We start from the raw sequence: 23,316 nt of genomic DNA, 5'->3' as shown, positions 1-23,316 counted from the left end.
AAATGATACTTAGTGATTAGCATTTCTCTTGATTAATGAAATGATAAAGCCAATAACAAATCCAACGACTGCAAAACTAATCCATCCCATTGAATATTGTCCAAGAGGAACGACAGTTGTAAAGAAATCCTTTATCCCTTTAGAAATAGTAAAGAAACCAGTCATTCCACTTAGGGTTGAAATGGCATCATACAGTGCAGGGATTAGTGTAAAAGCTGTGGTTATCTGATAAACCAGACGATCTCCTTTGAACCACTCTTTTGTTAGTGATAGGAAAATCAAAGTAATGGTGAGAGGGTAAAGTAAAAAGAGAACAGGTACTGACCAATTGATAATTTCAGCAAGACCACCAAAGTAGAATGTTGTTGCAATAATGGTGAATAAGGTTACCCAGACAAAGTAAGAAATCTTAGGAACCAATTCATTAAAATATTCCGCACAAGCTGTAATAAGACCGGTTGAAGTGGTTAAACAGGCAAGAAAAATAATGATTGATAGGATGATTTGCCCGATTTGTCCTAGGTAATAATGAGCAGATTGTGATAAGATATGACCACCATCAATGGCAGAGTTATTCATCATGAATTGACCATCTGTAAATGTGAATAAACTTTGTGAAGTGGCACCGATACGGGTGATGAAAATATAGATAAGAGCCAATAAGATAGTTGCAATCACTCCAGAACTCATGGTTGTTTTAGCCAGTTCTTTATTTGATTGATCACCAAAACTTTTAGCAGCGTTAATAACTAGAATAGAAAAAGCGAGTGATGCTAAGGCATCCATCGTTCCATAACCTTGGATAATACCAGCAACAAAAGGTAGCCTAGAAAAGGCTTCATTAACATTAGTGCCAATATCAATTGGAGTACCTAAATCGCCTGCAGGTTTGATGAATGAAAAAATGACCAAGATAGCAATAACGACCAAAAGAGCAGGAGTTAAGTATTTACCAATACGTTCTGCAATTTTATTAGGTTTAATGGCTAGCCAATAAGAAATCCCAAAAAAGACAAGAGCATAGAGAGATTTCGTTAGTAAACTATCACCAAAAATTGGTGCGATACCAACTGAATAAGATGTGGCACCTGTTCTTGGAATGGCAAAAAAAGGTCCAATAGAAAGGTAAAGAGCTACCGAAAAAAAGATAGCATACGGCTTTGCGATTGGTTTTGCCAACTCTTCAGGGTTAGTAGATCCTGTATAGGAAATGGCAATAACACCCAATAAGGGAAGTGTGACGGCGGTTAAGAGAAAACCAAGCACAGCTGGCCAAATATTCCCACCAGAATAAATCCCTAAAAAGGCAGGAAAAATGAGGTTACCTGCTCCAAAAAAGAGAGCAAATAGCATAAAACCAATGATGAGAAATTTATTTTTTTGTGTTGTATGTTTCAATAGATAGCCCTTTCTATAATGGCAATGGTAATAGATTAATTATTACAAAAAAAGTATATGATTAGGATTATATTATAATGCTTTAAGGCTGTCAATATGTATCATAAAATATCAATTAATTAAAATAACCTAAATAATCATGTTTTTCAAAGGTTCTAGAATTTGCAATAGCAACAATGATAGCATTTTCATCAAATGGTTCATTAACAGGAATAGAGGTATCAAGTGGCGATGATTTACTGATTCTTGTACCAATCAGATTGAGATCGTATTTACGACGGACATCTAATTCTTGAACGGTTTTTCCTATCCACTCTTTAGGCAGTTTAAATTCAACGATGGCAACATCACCTTCAAAGTGATAAATACCAGCAATAGTGTGTCTTAAGATATCGGAAGCAACAACCTTTCCTGATTCTCTTTCAGGAGAAATAACAAGATCAGCCCCGATTTCATAGAGCACTTCCTCATAGTGACTGCTTCTTGCTTTAGCAATAATTCTTGGAATCCCAAGTTTTTTACAATGCATGACAGCTAAAACTGAGCTCTCCAGATTATTTCCTGTTGCAATGATAACAACATCGCATTGGTCAATGCCAGTATTTTTTAAGATTTCCATGTCGGAAATATCACCAATAGCAGCCTTGCTGACAAAGTCAGCTACTTCTTGGATATGTTGTTCTTTACTATCTATGGCGATAATTTCTTGACCAAATTCACTTAGTTCTGCAGCAATAGTACGACCAAAAATACCTAGACCCAAGACACCTACAATTTTTTGTTTCATAATTATTTTCCTTTTCTATCCAATAAATATATCTGTTTTGGCGTAGTGTACTGTTTTTTCTTGACGTTGTCTTAGACTCAATAAGACAGTAACCGGACCTACTCGACCAATAAACATTAAAGACATGATGATTAATCTACCAACATCTGATAATTCTGGGGTTAAATTCATGGATACCCCAACCGTTGCTAAAGCACTTATTGTCTCAAATAAGAGGGAAAAAGGACTAAGAGATTTCTCAAACTCTAATAGCAAGAGATACCCAGTCATTAAAACGATAAAATAGAAGATTAAAACGGTTAATGTTTGTTTAATTAATCGTTGTGAAAAACTTCTATAATGAAAAGTGACTTCACTTCTTCCTCTTAATTCTGCTTTAAATAATAGAAATAAAATGGCAGCAACAGTTATCTTAACCCCACCAGCAGTACCACCAGGGGCACCTCCGATAATCATTTGTACCATATAGACGAAGTTGGTGGCAAAATTAGTTTGTGTGAAATCAATCGTAGAAAAACCAGCTGTACGCATGGTAACTGTTTGAAAAAAACTAACCATGATTTGTTGGAAAAAATTGTAATTCCCAATTGTTGCAGGATTATCATGCTCAAACAACCAGGACAAAAATGTTCCGATGGTTAAAATGATAACCGTTGTTGACAGAACAAGTTTTGTTTGAACACTTAGTTTTTTAATAGTTAATTTAATATTTCTTGGACGACTAAAGACGAATTGTTGCAAGCGATGAACGATATCACGCCAATTACCAAACCCTAATCCACCAGAAATGATTAAAAAGGCTACAGCAAAGTTAACAATAGGATTAAGAGTAAACGAGTTTAAACTGTTTGAGCCCAGATTATCAAAACCAGCATTACAAAAGGCTGAAACTGCTAAAAAAATACTGTTGAAAATGCCATTCTTCCATCCGTAATGAGGAATAAAATCAATCATTAAGATTAGAGCAAAAACAGCTTCTACAAAAAAAGTTAATTTGTAAACAGAGTAGAGATAGCGTTTTAAATCCTTTGAAGAATCCTTACTTAGAGAGGATTGTAGCATGGTTTGATCAGTAATAGATATTTTTTTTCTTAAGGTATAATAGCTAAAAGCAATTAAAGAGACTAATCCAAGACCACCAATTTGCATTAAAATAATAGCAATGGTTTGCCCTAAGCCATTATAAACATCCCCTATAGGAAAGACAGCTAAACCTGTCACAGAAACCATGGATGCGGATGTAAAAAGATGTTCAAGATAGGTTGTTTTTGGGGCATGAGGATAATGCATCATTGGTAGTGATAATAAAAAACTACCAATGATAATAACGATGAGAAAACTAGCACTTAATCGTTGTGTGATAGATAAAGGCGCTAGTTTGAAAAATTTTTTCATTGAGTGATTCTCCTGTAAGTGTGATTAAAAGGCATCACAGCTCGTCAATTAAAGTGGTTTTTTATTTGGGACACCTGCTTTTCTTGGAAAACGGTTAGGTGTTTCTTTTGTTTTAGTAAGTAGTGTTATATTTCTAGGATCTCCATTTGGCAGTTGGTAATCAAATGATTCTGTTACTTTTGCAAATAAAGTTGTCAGCGCATTTTTAGCATCTGACAGTTCCTCCTCAATAGCACTAGCTTTTAAAGCTATCACTTGACCATTAATTTTTAGAAAGGGTAAAGTCAACTCAGATAAAACAGACATACGAGCAACAGCACGTGCAGTTACCACATCAAATTGTCCTCTAAAAGCTTTGTTTTGGCCAAAATCTTCAGCGCGACCGTGGTAAAAAGAGACACTTTTTAACTGTAATTTTTCAGCTAAAAGTGTTAAAAATTGAATTCTTTTATTTAAGGAGTCGATAATGGTCACTTGAATGTCTGGAAAAATAATTTTGATAGGTAGACTAGGAAAACCAGCACCAGCACCGATATCAAGTAATGTTATTGGTTTATTCGAGAGAAAGTCAAAAAGAATCGGCGCAATCGAATCAAAAAAATGTTTTAAATAGACCTCTTTTTTTTCAGTAATGGTGGTTAAATTGATTTTTTCATTCCATTCGATTAAGAAGTGAAAATAATCCTCAAACTGTTGTTTTTGAAACTGAGAAAGAGTTATATTTTTTTCTGCTAAAGCGTCATAAAATTCTTCAGGTGTCATTGATTATTCCTTACTAAAATAATGTTCGTCTATCATTTTAACATAAAATAACCGTTTATGATAGAGAGAGAAAGCTTCTATTGATAAAGAATAACAGGGAGATTATAAACAGATTTTTAATTAATAATTTGTTATAATATATTAAAAGATTTAAAGGAGACTATTATGTTTTATATTATATTAGGAATTGTTGGTGTTCTAGTTTTATATGTTATTGCTGTCTACAATGGATTAATTAAAGCTAGAATGCAAACACAAGAATCTTGGAGTCAAATTGACGTCCAACTAAAACGTCGTAATGACCTTATTCCTAACCTTATAGAAACAGTTAAGGGATATAGTCAATATGAAGGTAAGACGCTAGAAAAAGTGACAGAACTTCGTTCTCGAGTGGCTGGTGCCAAAACCCCAGGAGAAGCAATGAAAGCAAGTGACGCTTTAACACGTCAAGTGGCGAGTATTTTTGCTGTAGCTGAAAACTATCCTGATTTAAAAGCCAATGCTAATTTTTTGAAATTACAAGAAGAATTGACAAATACTGAAAACAAAATTTCTTATTCACGTCAACTTTATAATACAACCACTGCTAACTATAATGTGAAGTTAGAAATCTTTCCTACCAATCTGATTGCAGGTATCTTTGGTTTTAAACCAAAAGAATTTCTTGAAGTTCCTGAGTCAGAAAAATCGGTTCCTCAAGTTAAGTTTGACTTTTAAGGTAGGAGAAGATTATGCTATTTGATCAAATTGCCAGCAATAAAAGACGAACTATAGTATTATTGCTAGTCTTTTTTGCTCTGTTTGGCATTATTGGTGCAGCCATTGGCTATCTGATGTTTGATAACTATTTGGCTGGTCTGGCTATTGCTTTTGTGATTGGCTTTATCTATGCTTTTAGTATGATTTTTCAATCAACTAATGTTGTCATGTCAATGAATAAAGCAAGAGAAGTTACGGCACAAGAAGCTCCCGATCTCTATCATGTTGTAGAAGATATGGCAATGGTTGGACAAATTCCAATGCCACGTGTGTTTATCATTGATGACCCTGCCTTAAATGCTTTTGCGACAGGTTCAAAGCCAGAAAATGCCGCTGTAGCAGCAACAACCGGTCTTTTAGCTGTCATGAATCGTGAAGAATTAGAAGCAGTCATGGGTCATGAGGTTAGCCATATTAGAAACTACGATATTAGAATTTCCACCATTGCAGTAGCTTTAGCAAGTGCCATTACTATGCTATCTTCCATGGGCAGTCGTATCTTATTTTATGGTGGCAGTAGAAGACGCAGTAATAAAAATAGTAGTGGCGCTCAAATAATCATTTTGATTTTTGCGTTAGTTGCTCTTTTATTAGCGCCTTTAGCAGCAACTCTGGTACAATTGGCTATCTCTAGACAAAGAGAATTTCTAGCAGATGCTAGTAGTGTTGAGCTAACAAGAAATCCGCAAGGCATGATCAATGCTCTTCAAAAACTTGATCAATCAGCACCCATGTCTCAGCCAATTGATAGTGCTAGTGCTGCTTTATATATCAATGACCCTAAGAAAAAAGAAGGCTTTAAATCGTTATTTTATACCCACCCACCAATTTCTGAGAGGATTGAACGCTTACGAAAAATGTAATCTTATTATAAAAAACATTAAAGACTTTGATTAACCAAAGTCTTTAATGTTTTTTAGTACTAAAAATCTATTCCACAGATTTTAAGGCTGTCAACATGTCAATTTTTCTAATATGCCTATTCATAATCAACATGACAACAATTGTAAAACTTAAGACAGCACCTGTTGCAATAGCGACATTATGCCAAGTTAGTCCTTGAATAGCTAGGAGTCTAGCAGGAGGTAAAACAGTCATGACAAACCGGTGGAGAAGATAGCCAAGACCAATACCAAATAAAATTCCGATTAGTGTTAGTAGAATGGTCTCTTTAAAAATATATAAAAGAACTTCTTTTTGATAGAACCCCAATACTTTAATAGTCGCTAATTCCTTTTCTCGCTCTGAAATGTTAATGCTTGTTAAGGTAAATAAGACAATCAATACAAGAAGCATGGAAATGGTGACAATAATCATAAGAATACCGTCTAAACCTTTTAAAAAGTCTCTAACGTTTTGTTTTAGGACCTTATTTTGAAGGATGCCAACACTTGCTTCATATTGAGTTATTTTCTTTAAAAAAGAATCGATTGCCTTTTGACTTTTGATAAGATAAGCATTTTCTTGATAAGCTTCTTTAAAAACACTCTCATAGTAATCAGGTGTCATATAAATCATGTGCCCGACGTGATTACTAGTCATACCAATAACAGCTAGATTTTTTGAATAGCCCTCAAGATCTTTAACAATAAGGTCATCACCATTTTTTAAACCAAGAGAAGAGGCTAATTTTTGAGTCACCACAACTCCTTTTTCAGTTGGTTTATTGTCTAGAGCAATATAATCAGTCAGGTCGTTTGCAACAAATAACTGAACCGATTGTGGCTCTAAAAAACCATTATCATGAATGCTTAAATTTTTAAAAAGAATCTTCTTTTTTTGATTTGCAAAATCATCTATTGTTTTTTGATAATCCTTTAAATCAAGTGAATGAGGATTGAAGAGTGTCATCATGTCATAAGTAGTGATTTCTTGGTATTGAGTGGGAACCAAAAGTGACAAACTGTCTTTAATACCAATTCCTAGAATGAGAAGACTGGTTGATAACATAACCCCTAAGATTGTCATCAAAAGTCTTGACTTATACCGAAAGCTATTTCTTAATGTCAACTTATTTGAAAAAGAAATAGATTGCCAAAGTCGCGGGAAAGATTCCAAGAAAATTGTGTTCTTTTTTTGAGGAGCTTTTGTGTGCATTAATTGACTTGGAAACTCCTTCAATTCGTTTTTAGCAGCAAAATAAACAGCTAATAAAGTACTAAAAAATGATACGGTGAAAGATAGACTAATTAACGGCCATTGATAAACTACTATCATTTCATCTAAGATATAGCTACCATTTGAAAAAATATTGAAAATCATTTTAGGTAAGAGATAAATACCTAAAAGAGCACCTATCAAGCTACCTAAGAGAGCTGTTATGCCACTAAAGATAATAAATTCTCTCATCACTTCATTTTTGGTGAAACCGAGTGATCGTAAGGCGCCCATTTCAATTCGTTTTTCGGTTACCATCCGTTTCATGGTAGTGATACTAACCATGAGTGAAATGATAAAGAAAATGACAGGTAATATGGTGGCTAAAATATCAATTCTAGTTGCGGTATTGCCGTAGTCGGAATAACCAACAGAGAATTCTGACCGATTTTCAACAGTAAGAGTTAAAAAATCAAGTTGTTTTTTCCTATTTTCTAAAGTCATTTTCTGCTCGTTTAGTTTGTTATCCTGATTTTTTATCTCTTCTAAGTGGGCGATTAGTTGTTTTTTTTCTTGCTGAAATTGTTCGTCTATTCCAGCAGTATTAATGTCTCCCGTTTCAAGTTGTTCAATAGTTATTATTTGTTTTTCAATTGCTTCTTTACTACTCTTTAACTGGTCACGGGCAAGTTCAATGTCTTCTAGAGCTTTACTAATTTCTTCTAAAGCTAATTCTCTATGTTTGTTGGTCAAACGTTGCGTTATCTTTTCGAGTGAGGTGATGTTTTTTTCAACAGCAACACTGTAAGTCTTGCTATAAACCTCTTTTTTCTCAGTGTCTTTAAAGATAATTTTTGCTACATTATCAGTTTTTTGAAAGGTGTTTTTAGTTAAAACACCAAAATAGTGAATGGTACCATCCCCTAAAGGCGTTACTCCCAAGCTTGTTTTGGACATAAATTCTGAAGATTTTACAATGCCAACTACTTTAAAATGGCTTGAAGTGAGGTTTTTTGAAATGATTGTTATCGTATCACCAAGTTGATGTTGTGATTGCTCGCCAATAGCAATTTCATCTTCTTTTTTTGGTAAACGTCCTTGTGTGAGATCAAATTTTGAAATTTTTTCAGGTAAGCTAACGAGACGAATCATCTTATCATTTAGCTTGGCATCAATGACTGTCTGATATTCTATCGCTTTAATAAAAGATGCTTTTGAGAGTTCCGTTTTATCATCCTCACTAATTAAATCTGTTGAGACGATGTGTGCATCTGCTAAGTGTTCTCTTTGATAAGTTTCTGCAATGGTCTTTCTCATATTTGGACCTGCACTAAATAACCCAATCAAAACAAAATTGGATAAGGCGATTAAAATAGTGATTGATAAGAGTCGTGTCCAATTTCTTTTTATAGTTCTTAGACTGTTAAGCGCTAGTTTTTTCATTCTTACCACTCCAAATCAAAAACATCAAGAGGCTCTTTATTATAATAATCATGTCTAATACGACCGTCAGAAAGTTCAATAACATGATCTGCCATAGCTTTCAAGGCTGAATTATGCGTCACAATAATCACATTTTTCCCAGTTTTCTTAGGATAATCTTGAAAAAGTTTTAAAATCAGCTTGCTCGTTTTGTAATCAAGTGCTCCAGTAGGCTCGTCAGCCAGTAATAATTTTGGGTTTTTAACCATTGCTCTAGCAATTGCAACACGTTGTTGTTCACCACCAGAGAGTTGACCAGGAAAATGATTGCTTCTATTTTTCAGTCCAACATCAAGTAGCATTTGCTGAGGATCAAGAGGATTCTTAACGATTTCACTTGCCAATTCAACATTTTCAAGAGCTGTCAGATTTGGGATAAGGTTGTAAAATTGAAAAACAAAACCAATGTCTTGTCTTCGATAACTAGTGAGCATTTTTTCGGAAAAATCAGAAGTTTTTTCATCATCAACTATTATTTCCCCTGAACTGATTTGATCCATACCCCCAAGAATATTTAGAAGCGTTGATTTGCCAGCACCACTATTTCCTAAAATAATCGTTAATTCACCTTTTTTTAAGTTTAAACTAATATTATCAATCGCTCTGACTTCATCGTCTTGTCCCTCATGATAAATTTTTTGGACATTTTTCAATTGGATAATGTTTGACATAGTTTTCTCCTTTGTGGTACCTTATATTTATATTTTACTACACACTTGCTTTGTAGCGATGGACACAAAAAGACAAAGTGTTCATTTTGTTTGAGGAGAAAGAAAATGTCAGAATACGATACCAAAAAAGAACAAACGAGACTTTATTTGACAAATGCCTTTATTTTTCTACTTAAAACAACCCCTATTCATAGAATTAATGTTTCTCAATTGACTAAGAAAGCTGGGATTTCTCGTGGCACATTTTATTTACACTATATAGATATTGATGATTTTATCAAAACAACGAGAGAAGATTTGATAGAACATATCAAAAATCGTTTATCTTCTGAGATGTTGACTTCTCCCATTAATGATAAAGTTATTCAACTTGTCCATTATGTTGAAGAACATTTTGAGTTATTTCAATCATTATTAGGGTATAATGGAGATAGACAATTTGAAGCTGAGTTAACCAGTTTGATTAGAAATTTTATCTTTAATCATCAAAAAGATAAAATAAAAAAAGCGAGTATTCCTGATAGCTATATTATTAACCTGACAGTTATGAGTATTTTAGCCATTTTTTTAACATGGCTACAAGAAAAAAAGCCACGTCCCAGTGAAGAAATCATAGCTATCTTATTTAAAACACGCCACACCACACCATTTGAATTAATAAAAGGAGAAATTTAATGTTTCGCACCATTGAGATTAAGAAAAATTCAGGTCCCATTTCTTTTGATAAAAATTTAGACATCAAAGATTTATTATTACAAAGAGAAGACAGCATCATTGATATTAAAAATGTCAGAGCCAAAGGACAAATCAGCTATGAAAATCATTTATTTCTATTAACTTATGATTTGGATTACCAGATTATTCTGCCTTCTAGTCGTTCTATGGTACCAGTTGAGTTGACAGAACACCTTCTTGTCACAGAAGTCTTTTCAGAAGAAGCAAATCAAAGTTTTTCTGAAGAGAACTCTCAAGATGAATTGATTTTACCATTAGAAACAGATACTATTAATTTAGAAGAGAGTGTGGTTGATAATATTTTATTAAACATTCCTTTGAAGGTATTAACAAAAAAAGAAGAAGAAACAGATGATCTCCCAAGTGGGGAAAGCTGGTCTGTTCTAACAGAAGAACAGTATCAGGCTCTAAAAACACAAAAAAAGAAAGAAAATAATCCTTTTACAGCTCTTGAAGGATTGTTTGATGATGACTAATAGCTCAAAAAAGCAGGCACATGGTAAATCTGTGTGCTTTTGTTATCGTCTAAAATATGTTAAAATGAAGTATTAAAGAGATATAAAATGAATAGAAAGAGGTGCTCTTGTGCGTTGTCCAAAATGTCATTATACTAAATCCAGTGTTGTTGATAGTCGTCAAGCTGAAGAAGGCAACACTATCCGTCGTCGTCGAGAGTGTGAGAACTGTCATACACGTTTTACCACCTTTGAAAGAATTGAAGAATCGCCTCTCTTAGTAATCAAAAAAGATGGGACTAGAGAGCAGTTTTCAAGAGATAAAATTCTAAATGGGATTATTCATAGTGCGCAAAAGCGTCCAGTCTCAAGTGCCTCTATTGAAAAAATTGTGAGTGATGTTGAGCAGCATTTACGTAGTGAGTATGATAGCGAGGTCCCAAGTTCTGTCATTGGAAACTTGGTGATGGACCAATTAGCTGAGTTAGATGAAATTACCTATGTCCGTTTTGCCAGTGTTTATCGTAGTTTTAAAGATGTGGATGAAATTGAAGCCTTGTTAAAACAAATCACAAAACGGGTAAGAAGCAATAAGAAAAGTAAGATAACAGATGAAACCGATTGAACCTTTTTATTTTCTAAAACACAATAACATCACCTATAATGCGACAAGCTTGTTGCAGTCTTATTTTCCTATCATTGGAAGTGATGCCTTAGCTTTATATGATTATTTTGTTGCCTTTTACGATAATGGCCAAAAACAACATAAATTTAGTGATATATTAAATCATTTACAGTTTGGCATGCATCGTTTAGAAGCGGCCTTAGATATTTTAACAGCGTTTGATTTAATTGTTTTTTATCAAGCTGACAATGCCTATTTGATTAAACTTCATTCTGCTTTACCAACAGAGTTCTTTTTGGAAAATCCTGTCTATCGAAAACTATTAGAGAAAAAAATTGGTGAAGTGGCTGTCGAGCAACTTATTTGCCAAGTTCCCTTAAATGTTAAAAATATTTCCAAGCAATTCTCAGATGTTTTTTCAGATGTGGGAGAATTAAAAAAGATCAACAAGAAGTCAAAAAACTTTTTTGATTTGGCTAATTTTAAACAATTAATGTCAAAAGATGGTCTTAGCTTTAGTAATGAGACAGATGATGTCATTGGTCTTCATCATTTTGCAGAACAATATGGTTTTAATTGGTTTGAAACCTATCAGTTAGCTAAAGAAACAGCTATCAACCATAAAATTTCTCTTAAACGAATGAAAACTAAGAAGCAATCCTTACCAGAAACTGAGAGTAAGACTGAATTTTCAAAAGAAGAATTAGCAGTTATAAAAGAAGCCAAGTCAGACAAATCAGATATTTTTCTAGCTAAGATTAAAAAAATTCGTCATGCAACAATCACTGCTACAGAAAGAAAGATATTGTCAGAACTTGCTGAGATGGGCTTTTTAGATGAAGTGATTAATGTCATGGTTTTATATACCATGTCAAAAACTGACTCTGCCAATCTTAATAAGACTTATATCATGATGATTGCCAATGATTTTTCTTATCAAACTATCACATCAGCAGAACAAGCTATCATTAAAATGCGTTCTTTTGCTGAGAAGAAAAATTATACCAAACAAGAAACAACAAAATCACAAAAGAGCAATGTTCCAAAGTGGAGCAATGATGGCTATAAAAATGAAACCACTGAAGATGAGCAAGCTAAGTTAGAAGAAATGAAGCGTCGCCACTTAGAAAAACTGAGAAAGAAGGAAGACTAGATGGAAAAAGTTGGACAAACGATGAAACATAAAAATCATCAAAGCCACATGGTATCTGATGAGTTGATTAAGACCATTTTGGCACATCCTGCCATCTCTGATTTCATCACTTCTCATCAATTGAGTCAAGAAATAATCAAATTGAGTTTACCTAAATTCAATCAATTTCTGATGGAAAAAGAACGCTTTGAAAATCAAGATCCTAGCTACATTGCAAAGGGCTATGAACCGATTTTAATCATGAATGAAGGCTATGCTGATGTCTCTTATAAAGAAACACGTGCATTAAAAGAAAGACAATATCAAAATGAAGTGGCAAATCGTATCAATGTGGTTAGCTTGCCAAAATCATATAAAAACATCAATTTTGATGATATCATTTTAGATGATGTTAAACGCTTGCCAATTTTTGAGGCTGTTGTTGAATTTGTAAGACAATACCCAAATACTAATCAAAAAGGGCTTTATCTCTATGGTGATATGGGTGTTGGTAAATCTTATCTCATGGCTGCTATGGCTAGAGAATTGTCTGAGCAAAAACAAGTCTCAACCACTCTGATTCACTTTCCAAGTTTTACCATCGATGTTAAAAATGCGATTAACACAGGCACAGTTAAAGAGGAAATTGACATCGTTAAGAAAGCAGAAGTACTCATCCTTGATGATATAGGAGCTGAACAAAGTACCTCTTGGATAAGAGATGAAGTCTTGCAAGTGATTTTGCAGTACCGTATGTTAGAAGAATTACCAACTTTTTTCACTTCCAATTATAGTTTAGAAGATTTAGAAAAGAAATTAGCGAAAATGAAAACTGGCGATGAAACCTGGCAAGCAAAAAGAGTCATGGAGAGAATTCGTTTTCTCGCCAAAGAAGTTCATCTTGAAGGTGAAAATAGACGCTAAAAGATAAAGGAGAATGAATGGCTTTACCAACAGTCGCTATTGTCGGGCGTCCTAATGTAGGAAAATCGACCTTATTTAATCGAATTGCTGGAGAGAGAATTTCCATTGTTGAGGATGTAGAAGGTGTGACACGAGATCGCATTTATACCAATGCCGAATGGTTAAATCGAAAATTTAGTATTATCGATACGGGTGGGATTGATGATGTTGATGCCCCTTTTATGGAACAAATTAAACACCAAGCAGAAATTGCTATGACAGAAGCTGACGTGATTGTTTTTGTTGTTAGTGGTAAAGAAGGTGTCACAGATGCTGATGAGTACGTTTCAAAAATGTTATACCGAACTAACAAACCAGTCATCCTAGCTGTCAATAAAGTAGATAATCCTGAGATGAGAAATGACATCTATGATTTTTATTCTCTTGGTTTGGGTGATCCTTATCCTGTTTCATCAGTACACGGTATCGGAACTGGTGATGTTCTTGATGCTATTGTTCAAAATTTGCCAGAAGACAGTGATGAAGAAAATCCAGATATCATTCGCTTTAGCCTGATTGGCCGTCCAAATGTCGGTAAATCAAGCTTAATCAATGCTATTCTTGGTGAGGAGCGCGTGATTGCAAGTCCAATCGCTGGTACAACTCGCGATGCGATTGATACTCATTTTGTTGATAGTGATGGTCAAGAATTTACAATGATTGATACGGCAGGGATGAGAAAATCTGGTAAAGTCTATGAAAACACTGAAAAATATTCTGTCATGCGTGCCATGCGTGCTATTGACCGCAGTGATGTTGTCTTAATGGTCATTAATGCCGAAGAAGGTATTAGAGAGTATGATAAACGCATTGCCGGTTTTGCCCACGAAGCTGGAAAAGGGATGATTATCGTTGTTAATAAATGGGATACCATTAAAAAAGATAACCATACCGTTTCTAAATGGGAAGAAGATATTAGAAATCATTTTCAATACTTGTCTTATGCCCCTATTATTTTTGTCTCAGCTGTAAGTAAGCAAAGACTTAACAGATTGCCTGAGATGATTAAATCTATTTCACAAAGTCAAAACACACGTATCCCTTCTGCCGTTTTAAATGATGTGATTATGGATGCGATTGCAATTAATCCAACACCAACGGACAAAGGAAAACGTCTCAAAATTTTCTATGCCACACAAGTGGCTGTTAAACCACCAACTTTTGTGATCTTTGTTAATGAAGAAGAGTTAATGCACTTTTCTTACTTACGATTCTTAGAAAACCAAATCAGACAAGCATTTGTGTTTGAAGGAACTCCGATTCATTTAATTGCAAGAAAACGAAAATAAAAAGTAGAAAGAGAAGTCTTTCTACTTTTTATTTTATTCCAGTTTGATAAAGTCAATATTACCCATGTAAGGTTGTAATACTTTAGGAATAGTTACTGACCCATCTTCATTTTGATAATTTTCAAGAATAGCAGCAACCGTACGACCTACAGCTAGTCCAGAACCATTAAGGGTATGTAGGAGTTTTACCTTACCATCAGTTTCGTCACGATAACGAATTTGGGCGCGACGAGCTTGAAAATCTTCTGTGTTTGAGCAACTTGAAATTTCGCGATAGGTGTTTTGAGCAGGGATCCAAACTTCTAGGTCATAAGTTTTCGCTGCTGAAAAGCCCATATCTCCTGTACAGAGAGCTAAAACACGGTATGGCAATTCTAGTTTTTGCAGAATGTTTTCTGCATTAGCAGTCATTTTTTCTAGTTCATCATAAGACTGCTCTGGTGTCGCAAATTTAACCATTTCAACTTTATGGAATTGATGCAAGCGAATCAATCCACGGGTATCACGACCAGCAGAACCTGCTTCAGAACGAAAAGAAGGGCTCATAGCCGTAAAGTTGATCGGTAATTCTTTTTCGTCAATGATTTCATTACGATAGAAATTAGTTAGTGGCACCTCTGCTGTGGGAATAAGGACATAGGGACTATCAGACAATTCAAAGGTATCTTCTTTAAATTTTGGATACTGACCAGTACCAAACATTGAGTCATGATTTACCATATAAGGCGTAATCATTTCTTCGTAGCCTTCTTTAAGATGTTCATCTAACATAAAATTATAGATGGCACGTTCTAACCTTGCCCCTAGTTTTTTATAGAATAAGAAGCGAGCACCAGTCACTTTGGCACCACGTTCCCAGTCAAGAATGTCTAATGCTTCACCTAAGTCCCAGTGTGCTTTAGGCTCAAAAGTAAACTCTCTAGGAGTTCCCCATCGTCTAATTTCAACATTGTCTTCTTCATCAGCACCAATAGGCACAGAGTCATGAGGAATATTTGGTAATCTTGTTAAAATAGCATTTAATGTGTCGTCAATCTTAGTCAGTTCAGCATCAATGGATTTTATTTCTTGAGATAATGTTTGCATAGCACGAATTTGTTGGCTAGCATCTTCTTTGAGGCGTTTAGCTTTAGCGATTGCTGCAGAAGAGAGATTACGTTCTGCTTTTAACTCTTCGGTCTTCACTAGAAGTTCACGACGCTTGACATCTAACTCTTTTAATTCTGAGAGTGTTTCTTTTTCCACGCCTCTATTTGCCAGCTTTTCACTGACAAGGTCAAAGTCGGTACGAATGCGTTTTAAATCTAACATAATTTCCTCCAATAAAAAGCACAAAATATGACTACTGGAGCGAATTTATCGCGGTTCCATCCAGCTTCACACTTTGTGCCTTAATTTTTTTATTTAATTGATAAGAACGGTAGAATTTCACATTAACTTAATATCTACTCACAACAACCGTAGACTCTCTGAAAATAAATTAATCTTACTTATCCGTTTTAGCTATTATACTAATTTTTCTTTTTTTTCGCAAATAGAGACCCAATTTTTTGGAGTAATGTTGGTAATTTAACGATTTTTTCATTACCAATTTGGTCTCTTGCTAATTTTAAAATCTTTCCAGAGTCTTTTGAAGCAAAGAGAAATTTTCCCTGATCTGTAAAAATTTCAAAGTGACGACTTATTTTTTTCCCTGAAACATTAGCTCCAATTGTCTCAATATTTTCCCAAGGGATTTGGATGTAGTCTCCCACATTGTTATCGTTATAAAATTCGATAGCCTTATCACCGATAAGAAATTTTCCAACTTTTCCACCGAGTCCTAGGTAAGAAACCCCTGTGCTTTTAAAAAAAACAGTTTTGTTTAACGATTGTACCATTTGTTAGTCCTTTATTTCTATTCCTATTTCAATACTATTATATCACAAGATAAAAAAGAAGCGGTTTCCCACTTCTTTTTTATCAGTAATAGTGAAATAAATTACATTAATCCTGCTAAGTGGGCTAGAATACCAACCGCGAATAATCCAAGAATCATAAGGATAGGTGATACTTTTTTCTTAAGTAACCACATACAGATAAGTGTTAGGATAAGACCCATAAATCCAGGAATAAGTGAATCTAAGTTTTGTTGGAAACTTGTAACTTTTTCAGGAGATTGAGATAAACCTTGACCTACTTGAGCAAAGGCTTCTTTAATCCCTTCGCTACCTGCTGGTAATTGATCCCAGTGGATATAAGCCTTTTCATCTAATTGTACTTTTGCAACATCAAAGGCAAATTTAATTGATACCCAACGTTGAACAAGTACAGCTAGAATGAACATCCCTAAGATAGATGCCCCTTTAGTAATATCTTGAAGGATACCACCAGACATATCTTTTGTGATTTCTGAACCTGCTTTATAACCCATTTCTTGTGTATACCATAAGAATCCCATACGAATAGCATTCCAAGCAACGAAGAAAATGATTGGCCCCATAAGGTTACCAGTAACAGCGAGTGAAGCACCAAGTGCTCCTAAGATTGGACGAACAGTAAACCAGAAGACTGGGTCACCAATACCTGCAAGAGGTCCCATCATACCAATCTTAACCCCTTGAATTGCAGCGTCATCGATAGGTGCACCATTTGCTTTTTCTTCTTCAAGGGCAAGTGTTACACCAATGATTGGTGCAGCAACATATGGATGAGTGTTAAAGAACTCTAAATGACGCTCAAGAGCGGCTGATTGTTCATCTTTATTAGGATATAGTCTTTTAATAGCTGGGATTAAAGCATAAGCCCAACCCAAGTTTTGCATACGTTCATAGTTCCATGAACCTTGAAGGAAAGTTGAACGCCACCAAACTTTCTGACGATCTAATTTTGAAAGTTGTAATTTTTCTGACATGTTAGTTCTCCCTTCTCTTAGTAGTTTTCTAGAATGTCGCCAATTGGGTCATTTGAGCCAGCACCGCCGTTTGAGTTCCCACCTTTTTTAGAAAGGTTAAGGTAAATAAGAGCGATCGCAACACCGATAACACCAAGAGCGATAAGAGTAAGGTTGCTAACGGCAGCAAAAGCAAAACCAAGAGCGAAGAATGGCCATACTTCACGAGTAGCCATCATGTTGATAACCATAGCATAACCTACAGCAACAACCATACCACCACCGATAGCCATACCATCTTTTAACCAGTCAGGCATTGCAGTAAGAACACCTTGAACAGCTTCGGTTGGAATTGCAAGAAGAAGAGCAGCTGGAACTGCGATACGTAAACCTTGAAGAACAAGAGCAAATAAATGATAACGCTCTACAGCACCAATGTTTCCTTTTTTAGCAGCTGTATCAGCACCATGAACAAGTCCGACTGAGATAGTACGAACAATCATTGTAAGGAATAAACCAGCAACGGCTAGAGGAATAGCAGTAGTTTGTGCTACTGAAATAGCTTGGTTTGAGAAATCGCCACCTTTAACAAGGATGATGGCAGCAGCTACAGAAGCAAGAGCAGCGTCAGGTGCTACTGCAGCTCCGATGTTAGCCCAGCCAAGAGCGATAAGTTGTAGTGAACCACCAAGCATAACACCTGCAGTGAGGTGACCAGTTACAAGACCAATTAAGGTACAAGCAACGATTGGTTGGTGAAATTGAAATTGGTCGAGGATACCTTCCATTCCTGCTAGGAAAGCAACGACGACAACTAAAATAATAGAAATAATTGACATCTTATAAATCCTTTCGTTTTTATAAATAAGATTATTGAACGTTTGCTTTATTGATTAAATCAAACAAGTTCTTTTTAGAATCATTTGGGACTTTACGGACGTCGAAATCAACGCCTAAATCACGTAATTTTTCGAATGTGGCAACATCATCTTTATCCATTGATAATACGTTGTTAATCATGGTTTTACCAGTTGAGTGAGCCATCGAACCAACATTCAATTCTTTAATATCAACCCCACCTTCAATAGCTTTCAAAGCATCTTGAGGAGTTTCAAATAAGATAAGTGCTTGAGTGTTACCAAAACGAGGGTCTTTAGCAGCTTCAATCAATTTACTAATTGGAACTACATTAGCTTTTACTCCTCCAGGAGCAGCTTGTTTAATGAGTTGTTTACGAAGGTCATCTTTAGCAACTGTATCAGAAGCAACGATAATACGATTAGCTTTTGATTCAGGTGTCCAAGCAGTTGCAACTTGACCATGAAGAAGACGAGTGTCAATACGGGCTAGGTTAATTTTTAATTTACCATCTCCAATAACTGTTCCTTCTGGGATAGCTCCTTGTGCTACCGCTGCAGCAACAGGTGTAGTCGTTTCTTGAGGTTGAAGTTCCTCAGGTAACACTCTTACGCCTTCTTTTGCTTCCTTAATGATATTTGCCGCAACTTCTTCCACTCCTGCACTTGCATTCATCATACGTTCTGTGTAGGCTTGGATAAGCATTGGCAAGTTGAGACCAGTGATGATGGCAAATTTACGATCTGGGTTTTCCCCCATGATACGACTAGCTTGATTAAATGGAGAACCGCTCCACAAGTCAGCTAAAACAAGCACTTCATCATTAGTATCAAATTTTGCGATAGCATTGCTTAAATGATTGTATAAATCATCAGGACCTTCATTTGGCATAAAAGTAACCACTTGAACATTTTCTTGTTCGCCAAATATCATTGTAGCTGATTGATGTATACCTTCAGCAAATTTGCCATGGCTGGCAATAATAATACCGATACCCATTCTTGACTTTCCTCCTTTTTTTATATTTTTCATTGAGATGAATAAGAGTAATCTCCGATCTAAACAAATTGAAGGCGACTCTTATTTATCCCAAAGAAATTCAAGAACATATACATTGTAAAACGTTTACAACTAAAAAGCAAGAGACTTGAATTAGCAAAAACAAGCTAATTTTATAAGTTATCAAATACAATCAAAATAAAATTAAAATAAACAAAAACGATTGTTTTCATTATTTTCACAGCAAAAAAATGCTTATCTGTAAGGTTTTATCAAAATAAATATTGTGATCTAAAAAATAAATTTTTAAGATAATTATTAAAAAAATGACGATTTCCATGGAATTTTCATAGTTAAAACCATAAAGAAATGGTTGAAATTGGTTTAAAATGTTTTTAATCGTTTGTAAAAGAACTTTTAGAAACATTTTTGATAAGATTAGAAAAAACAAAAAAGTACCTCAATCTATGAATTAGAGATACTTGTATGATAATAATTAACTAAAAGAATAGTTTTTCTAATTGCTTAGCCACACCATCTTCATCGTTAGTTTCATCCAATTGTTTACTGGCATGAGGTAAGAGTAATGATGTTGCATTTTTCATAGCATAGCTAGTTGGTGCAAAATCAATCATTTCAATATCATTATGCTCATCACCAAATGCAATGAGGTGTTCTTTTGATATATTTAATACGTTTAATAAGTACTTTAAGGCATAGGCTTTATTAATACCTTTTGGTGAAAATTCAAGAATATGGAATGGCCCACCCCAAGAATCTACTTCAAGTTCATAGTTGAAATACTGTTTGATTTCTTTTGCTAAAGCATAACGATCTTCAGCGCGTGTCTGCATCAAAAGAGCATTAGGATCTTTAGTGATTTTATTAGGAATCAAAAACATATGGTCTAAAAATTTTTTAACACCAAAAAGTTCAGGATTAACATCACTATCATTATTAAGTGCAATAAAGAAGTTTTTACGATATTGGCTAGCAATAAAATCTGCTTCAAAGTCTTCTTGACATTTTAAAACTTCAAAGAGGTATTTTTTATCAATTCGAACAGTATGCTCGAATTCCCATTTTTTTCCAGGGATATATGTTAGAGCACCATTGAAATTAATCATTGGTGTGTCAAGCTCTAACATATTATAGTAGTCAATTGACATAAATGATGGTCTACCAGTTGTGATGATAATATGATGCCCTAAAGCTTTAATTTTTTTAATCGTTTGGATAGTGTAATCTGATATCGTATTATCACTACGTAAGAGAGTCCCATCCAAATCAATAGCTATTACTTTTTTAATCATGTGTGTATTATATCAAATAAATGATAGAATAGGAAGAAAGAGGTCTATGATTCTAAAGAAGTCTTTCCTCTTTTAAGAACAATCTTTAGTGAAAAGATTTGAAAAAAGTATTGAAAAATGAACTTTTTTATTATATTATATATCTATCGTTCGTAAATAAAGGAGATTTAATAAAAAATGGAAAAGTTTTTTAAGCTAAAAGAGAACAATACGACTGTTCGTACAGAGGTTGTTGCCGGTTTGACAACTTTCTTTGCAATGAGTTATATCTTATTTGTCAATCCAGCCATGCTTAGTCAAACAGGTATGCCTGCTCAAGGTGTATTTCTTGCAACAATTATCGGAGCTGTTGCAGGAACCTTAATGATGGCTCTTTATGCTAATTTACCATATGCTCAAGCGCCTGGTATGGGATTAAATGCCTTTTTTACCTATACCATTGTTTTTTCACTAGGATATTCTTGGCAAGAAGCTTTAGCCATGGTTTTTCTTTGTGGGATTATTTCAGTCATCATTACTCTAACTAAAATTAGAAAAGCCATTATCAATTCTATTCCTCAAAGTTTAAAATATGCTATTTCTGGTGGGATTGGTATTTTCCTAGCTTATGTAGGAATTAAAAATGCTGGTTTATTAACCTTTACCACAGATCCAGGGAACTATATAGCTATTGGTGAGGGAGCTCAAGAAGGAGGAGCAACGATTGTTTCAAATTCTTCTATTGTTCCAAGTTTAGTCTTATTTACTGATCCTAAAGTTATTGTTGCTATTATTGGTATCTTTATTACTGCCTTTTTTGTCATTAAAAACATTAAAGGTGGCGTTATGCTATCCATTATTTTTACCACTATCATCGCTATTTTTGCTGGTGTTGTTAATCTTTCACAAATTGACTTTGCATCAAATAATATTGGCGCTGCTTTTGCTGATCTTAAAGTTGTTTTTGGTGCAGCATTAGGTAGCCAAGGCTTGGGATCACTTTTTGCAGATGCTGCAAGAATTCCTGAAGTACTTTTAGCCATCTTAGCTTTTTCATTAACAGATATTTTTGATACAATTGGTACTCTTATTGGAACTGGTGAAAAAGTGGGTATTGTTGTTTCTGATGATGAAGCCGGTGTGACTCATGAATTAGACAAAGCACTCTTTTCGGATCTTGTTGGTACAACCGTTGGTGCAATTGCTGGTACTTCAAATGTAACCACTTATATTGAAAGTGCAGCAGGTATTGGTGCAGGTGGTCGTACTGGTCTTACTGCTTTAGTAGTTGCCCTCTTATTTAGTGTTTCAAGTCTCTTTAGTCCATTACTCGCAATTGTTCCTTCTGCTGCGACAGCACCAATTCTTATTATTGTTGGTATTATGATGCTTGCCAGCATGAAAAAAATCAAGTGGGATGATATGAGTGAAGCTATTCCAGCCTTCTTTACCTCTATTTTTATGGGATTCACTTATAGTATTACTCAAGGGATTGCTGCTGGTTTCATCTTCTATACTGTCGCTAAAATTTTTAAAGGTCAAGCAAAAGATGTTCATCCAATTATTTGGATTCTTGATTTTCTCTTTATTTTAAATTTTATTAGTTTGACTATATTATAGGAAGAAATTTTTTTAAGAGTGTTTACTTTTACTCCCTAGGGATTATTAGTAAATACTTTTTTTGTTTATGATAAAATAAATTTATGAAATCCCTTTCTTTGCTAATATTAGTTTTCTTTTCTATTAAAGTTGGTTGTTCTTTTAATTTTTTGATATAATGTTTCTATGTTTGATACAAAAAATGAAGCAGAATTAATTACAATTGGCCAACGAATTGGACAACAATTACAAAAAAATGATCTGATTATTTTAACAGGTGAGTTGGGGTCAGGAAAAACAACTCTAACTAAGGGAATAGCCAAAGGTTTAGAGATTAGCCAGATGATTAAAAGTCCGACTTATACAATTGTTAGAGAATATGAGGGACGCCTTCCTTTATACCATTTAGATGTTTACCGAATTGGTGGTGATTCTGAATCAATTGATTTAGATGATTTTGTCTATGGTGATGGTGTGACAGTCATTGAATGGGGAGAGTTGATTAAGGATGATTTGCCTAATGATTATTTGGAAATTACGATTAGTAAAACTACTGATGGTAGACAACTAGTCTTATCAGCCAACGGTCCAATAGCAGCTCAGCGTTTGGAGGCAATTTTAAATGCCAAAAGTTGAGATTGACTTTTCTCTTGCCCAAACGACAGATGCGCAAGCACTTATTACTTTTTTAAATCGTGTTGGTAAGCAAACAGACTATATGACACTTGATGAGACTGGTATTCAGATGTCTTTGTTTGAAATGACTCATTTTATTGAAGATAGTCTTGCTACTCAAAACAAATTGTGTTTATTGGCTAAAACTCCTCAAGGCATTATTGGTCTAGTTAATATTAGTAATGATTCTCACGACAGAGTTAGCCATATTGGCGAAGTATTTATCGTTGTTGATGAGAATTATCAAGGTTATGGCTTGGGACATCTCTTAATGGAAGAAGCCATAGACTGGGCAGAACATCATAGTCAGCTTAAGAGATTAGAATTAACAGTTCAAAAAAGAAATGTAGTTGCAATTCATTTGTATCAAAAATATGGTTTCATAATAGAAGGTACCAAACAAAGAGGTGCCAAAACAAAGAATGGAGAATTTCTTGATGTTTACCTGATGGGTAAACTGATAGATTAAAA

Annotated in this window: 23 protein-coding genes; 11 read left to right on the top strand and 12 right to left on the bottom strand. The window is 34.6% G+C overall.

The features are described from left to right. Nucleotides 1-9 precede the first annotated feature (9 nt). The 4 genes from brnQ to rsmG all read right to left on the bottom strand — a co-directional run bounded on the left by brnQ (nucleotide 10) and on the right by rsmG (nucleotide 4,342). Nucleotides 10-1,398, bottom strand: a complete 1,389-nt coding sequence (gene brnQ, locus JHK64_RS01370) for a branched-chain amino acid transport system II carrier protein (protein WP_199567203.1) — start codon at nucleotides 1,396-1,398, stop codon at nucleotides 10-12. A 115-nt stretch (nucleotides 1,399-1,513) separates the two neighbouring features. Further along, the gene (locus JHK64_RS01365) at nucleotides 1,514-2,185 is read right to left on the bottom strand and encodes a potassium channel family protein (protein ID WP_199567202.1); all 672 of its coding nucleotides are present in this window, start codon (nucleotides 2,183-2,185) and stop codon (nucleotides 1,514-1,516) included. Nucleotides 2,186-2,200: 15 nt separating this feature from the next. Beyond that, nucleotides 2,201-3,580 carry a TrkH family potassium uptake protein gene (locus JHK64_RS01360; protein ID WP_199567201.1) on the bottom strand — a complete coding sequence of 460 codons (1,380 nt, stop codon included), beginning with the start codon at nucleotides 3,578-3,580 and terminating at the stop codon, nucleotides 2,201-2,203. A 48-nt stretch (nucleotides 3,581-3,628) separates the two neighbouring features. Next, complete coding sequence (rsmG, locus tag JHK64_RS01355) at nucleotides 3,629-4,342, bottom strand: 16S rRNA (guanine(527)-N(7))-methyltransferase RsmG (protein WP_199567200.1); 714 nt, start codon at nucleotides 4,340-4,342, stop codon at nucleotides 3,629-3,631. 162 nt (nucleotides 4,343-4,504) lie between these two features. Here rsmG and JHK64_RS01350 point away from each other — a divergent pair, with 162 nt between their 5' ends. Both JHK64_RS01350 and htpX read left to right on the top strand, forming a co-directional pair. Further along, nucleotides 4,505-5,059, top strand: coding sequence for a LemA family protein (locus tag JHK64_RS01350; RefSeq protein WP_199567243.1), 555 nt, complete (start codon nucleotides 4,505-4,507; stop codon nucleotides 5,057-5,059). A 14-nt stretch (nucleotides 5,060-5,073) separates the two neighbouring features. Then, entirely contained in the window at nucleotides 5,074-5,964 is an 891-nt protein-coding gene (gene htpX / locus JHK64_RS01345) for a zinc metalloprotease HtpX (protein WP_199567199.1), read from the top strand. Nucleotides 5,965-6,031: 67 nt separating this feature from the next. Here htpX and JHK64_RS01340 read toward each other — a convergent pair whose 3' ends face one another. After that, on the bottom strand, nucleotides 6,032-8,641 hold the full coding sequence (locus JHK64_RS01340) for an ABC transporter permease (protein WP_199567198.1): 2,610 nt from the start codon (nucleotides 8,639-8,641) through the stop codon (nucleotides 6,032-6,034). Nucleotides 8,642-8,643: 2 nt separating this feature from the next. Then, a complete protein-coding gene (locus JHK64_RS01335) occupies nucleotides 8,644-9,351 on the bottom strand; it encodes an ABC transporter ATP-binding protein (RefSeq protein ID WP_199567197.1) in 708 nt (235 codons plus the stop codon). Nucleotides 9,352-9,456: 105 nt separating this feature from the next. Between JHK64_RS01335 and JHK64_RS01330 the strand changes: the two genes are divergently transcribed. The 6 genes from JHK64_RS01330 (at nucleotide 9,457) to der (ending at nucleotide 14,550) form a co-directional block, all read left to right on the top strand. Next, on the top strand, nucleotides 9,457-10,026 hold the full coding sequence (locus JHK64_RS01330) for a TetR/AcrR family transcriptional regulator (RefSeq protein WP_199567196.1): 570 nt from the start codon (nucleotides 9,457-9,459) through the stop codon (nucleotides 10,024-10,026). Next, nucleotides 10,026-10,562, top strand: a complete 537-nt coding sequence (locus JHK64_RS01325) for a YceD family protein (RefSeq protein WP_199567195.1) — start codon at nucleotides 10,026-10,028, stop codon at nucleotides 10,560-10,562. Before JHK64_RS01330 ends, JHK64_RS01325 begins: the two co-directional genes overlap by 1 nt. A 109-nt stretch (nucleotides 10,563-10,671) precedes the next feature. Then, nucleotides 10,672-11,166 (top strand): transcriptional regulator NrdR, encoded by a 495-nt coding sequence (gene nrdR / locus JHK64_RS01320; RefSeq protein ID WP_199567194.1) that lies wholly within the window; start codon nucleotides 10,672-10,674, stop codon nucleotides 11,164-11,166. Continuing rightward, the gene (locus tag JHK64_RS01315; protein WP_199567193.1) at nucleotides 11,153-12,319 is read left to right on the top strand and encodes a DnaD domain protein; all 1,167 of its coding nucleotides are present in this window, start codon (nucleotides 11,153-11,155) and stop codon (nucleotides 12,317-12,319) included. Before nrdR ends, JHK64_RS01315 begins: the two co-directional genes overlap by 14 nt. Continuing rightward, nucleotides 12,320-13,222 carry a primosomal protein DnaI gene (dnaI, locus tag JHK64_RS01310; RefSeq protein WP_199567192.1) on the top strand — a complete coding sequence of 301 codons (903 nt, stop codon included), beginning with the start codon at nucleotides 12,320-12,322 and terminating at the stop codon, nucleotides 13,220-13,222. A gap of 17 nt (nucleotides 13,223-13,239) precedes the next feature. Continuing rightward, nucleotides 13,240-14,550, top strand: a complete 1,311-nt coding sequence (gene der, locus JHK64_RS01305) for a ribosome biogenesis GTPase Der (RefSeq protein ID WP_199567191.1) — start codon at nucleotides 13,240-13,242, stop codon at nucleotides 14,548-14,550. Nucleotides 14,551-14,583: 33 nt separating this feature from the next. Here der and serS read toward each other — a convergent pair whose 3' ends face one another. From serS to JHK64_RS01275, 6 genes are all read right to left on the bottom strand, one after another. Then, on the bottom strand, nucleotides 14,584-15,861 hold the full coding sequence (serS, locus tag JHK64_RS01300) for a serine--tRNA ligase (protein WP_199567190.1): 1,278 nt from the start codon (nucleotides 15,859-15,861) through the stop codon (nucleotides 14,584-14,586). A 200-nt stretch (nucleotides 15,862-16,061) separates the two neighbouring features. After that, nucleotides 16,062-16,430: a DUF956 family protein gene (locus JHK64_RS01295; protein ID WP_199567189.1), complete on the bottom strand. Its 369-nt coding sequence runs from the start codon at nucleotides 16,428-16,430 to the stop codon at nucleotides 16,062-16,064. Between the two features lie 101 nt (nucleotides 16,431-16,531). After that, nucleotides 16,532-17,443, bottom strand: coding sequence for a PTS system mannose/fructose/sorbose family transporter subunit IID (locus JHK64_RS01290; RefSeq protein ID WP_199567188.1), 912 nt, complete (start codon nucleotides 17,441-17,443; stop codon nucleotides 16,532-16,534). A 17-nt stretch (nucleotides 17,444-17,460) separates the two neighbouring features. Further along, nucleotides 17,461-18,261 (bottom strand): PTS mannose/fructose/sorbose transporter subunit IIC, encoded by an 801-nt coding sequence (locus tag JHK64_RS01285; RefSeq protein ID WP_199567187.1) that lies wholly within the window; start codon nucleotides 18,259-18,261, stop codon nucleotides 17,461-17,463. A 31-nt stretch (nucleotides 18,262-18,292) separates the two neighbouring features. After that, nucleotides 18,293-19,279, bottom strand: a complete 987-nt coding sequence (locus JHK64_RS01280; RefSeq protein WP_199567186.1) for a mannose/fructose/sorbose PTS transporter subunit IIA — start codon at nucleotides 19,277-19,279, stop codon at nucleotides 18,293-18,295. 500 nt (nucleotides 19,280-19,779) lie between these two features. After that, nucleotides 19,780-20,592 carry a Cof-type HAD-IIB family hydrolase gene (locus tag JHK64_RS01275; protein WP_199567185.1) on the bottom strand — a complete coding sequence of 271 codons (813 nt, stop codon included), beginning with the start codon at nucleotides 20,590-20,592 and terminating at the stop codon, nucleotides 19,780-19,782. Nucleotides 20,593-20,769: 177 nt separating this feature from the next. Here JHK64_RS01275 and JHK64_RS01270 point away from each other — a divergent pair, with 177 nt between their 5' ends. The 3 genes from JHK64_RS01270 (at nucleotide 20,770) to JHK64_RS01260 (ending at nucleotide 23,314) form a co-directional block, all read left to right on the top strand. Beyond that, nucleotides 20,770-22,191, top strand: a complete 1,422-nt coding sequence (locus JHK64_RS01270; protein ID WP_199567184.1) for an NCS2 family permease — start codon at nucleotides 20,770-20,772, stop codon at nucleotides 22,189-22,191. Nucleotides 22,192-22,356: 165 nt separating this feature from the next. Continuing rightward, complete coding sequence (gene tsaE / locus JHK64_RS01265; RefSeq protein ID WP_199567183.1) at nucleotides 22,357-22,806, top strand: tRNA (adenosine(37)-N6)-threonylcarbamoyltransferase complex ATPase subunit type 1 TsaE; 450 nt, start codon at nucleotides 22,357-22,359, stop codon at nucleotides 22,804-22,806. Beyond that, nucleotides 22,793-23,314 (top strand): GNAT family N-acetyltransferase, encoded by a 522-nt coding sequence (locus JHK64_RS01260; protein ID WP_199567182.1) that lies wholly within the window; start codon nucleotides 22,793-22,795, stop codon nucleotides 23,312-23,314. The genes tsaE and JHK64_RS01260 overlap by 14 nt, the downstream gene beginning before the upstream one ends. Nucleotides 23,315-23,316 lie beyond the last annotated feature (2 nt).

The organism is Streptococcus zalophi (genome assembly GCF_016481285.1).
GTDB classification, from domain to species: Bacteria; Bacillota; Bacilli; order Lactobacillales; family Streptococcaceae; genus Streptococcus; species Streptococcus zalophi.
Note: the sequence above shows the minus strand (reverse complement) of the source record. Positions and strands in the feature narration are given on the sequence as shown.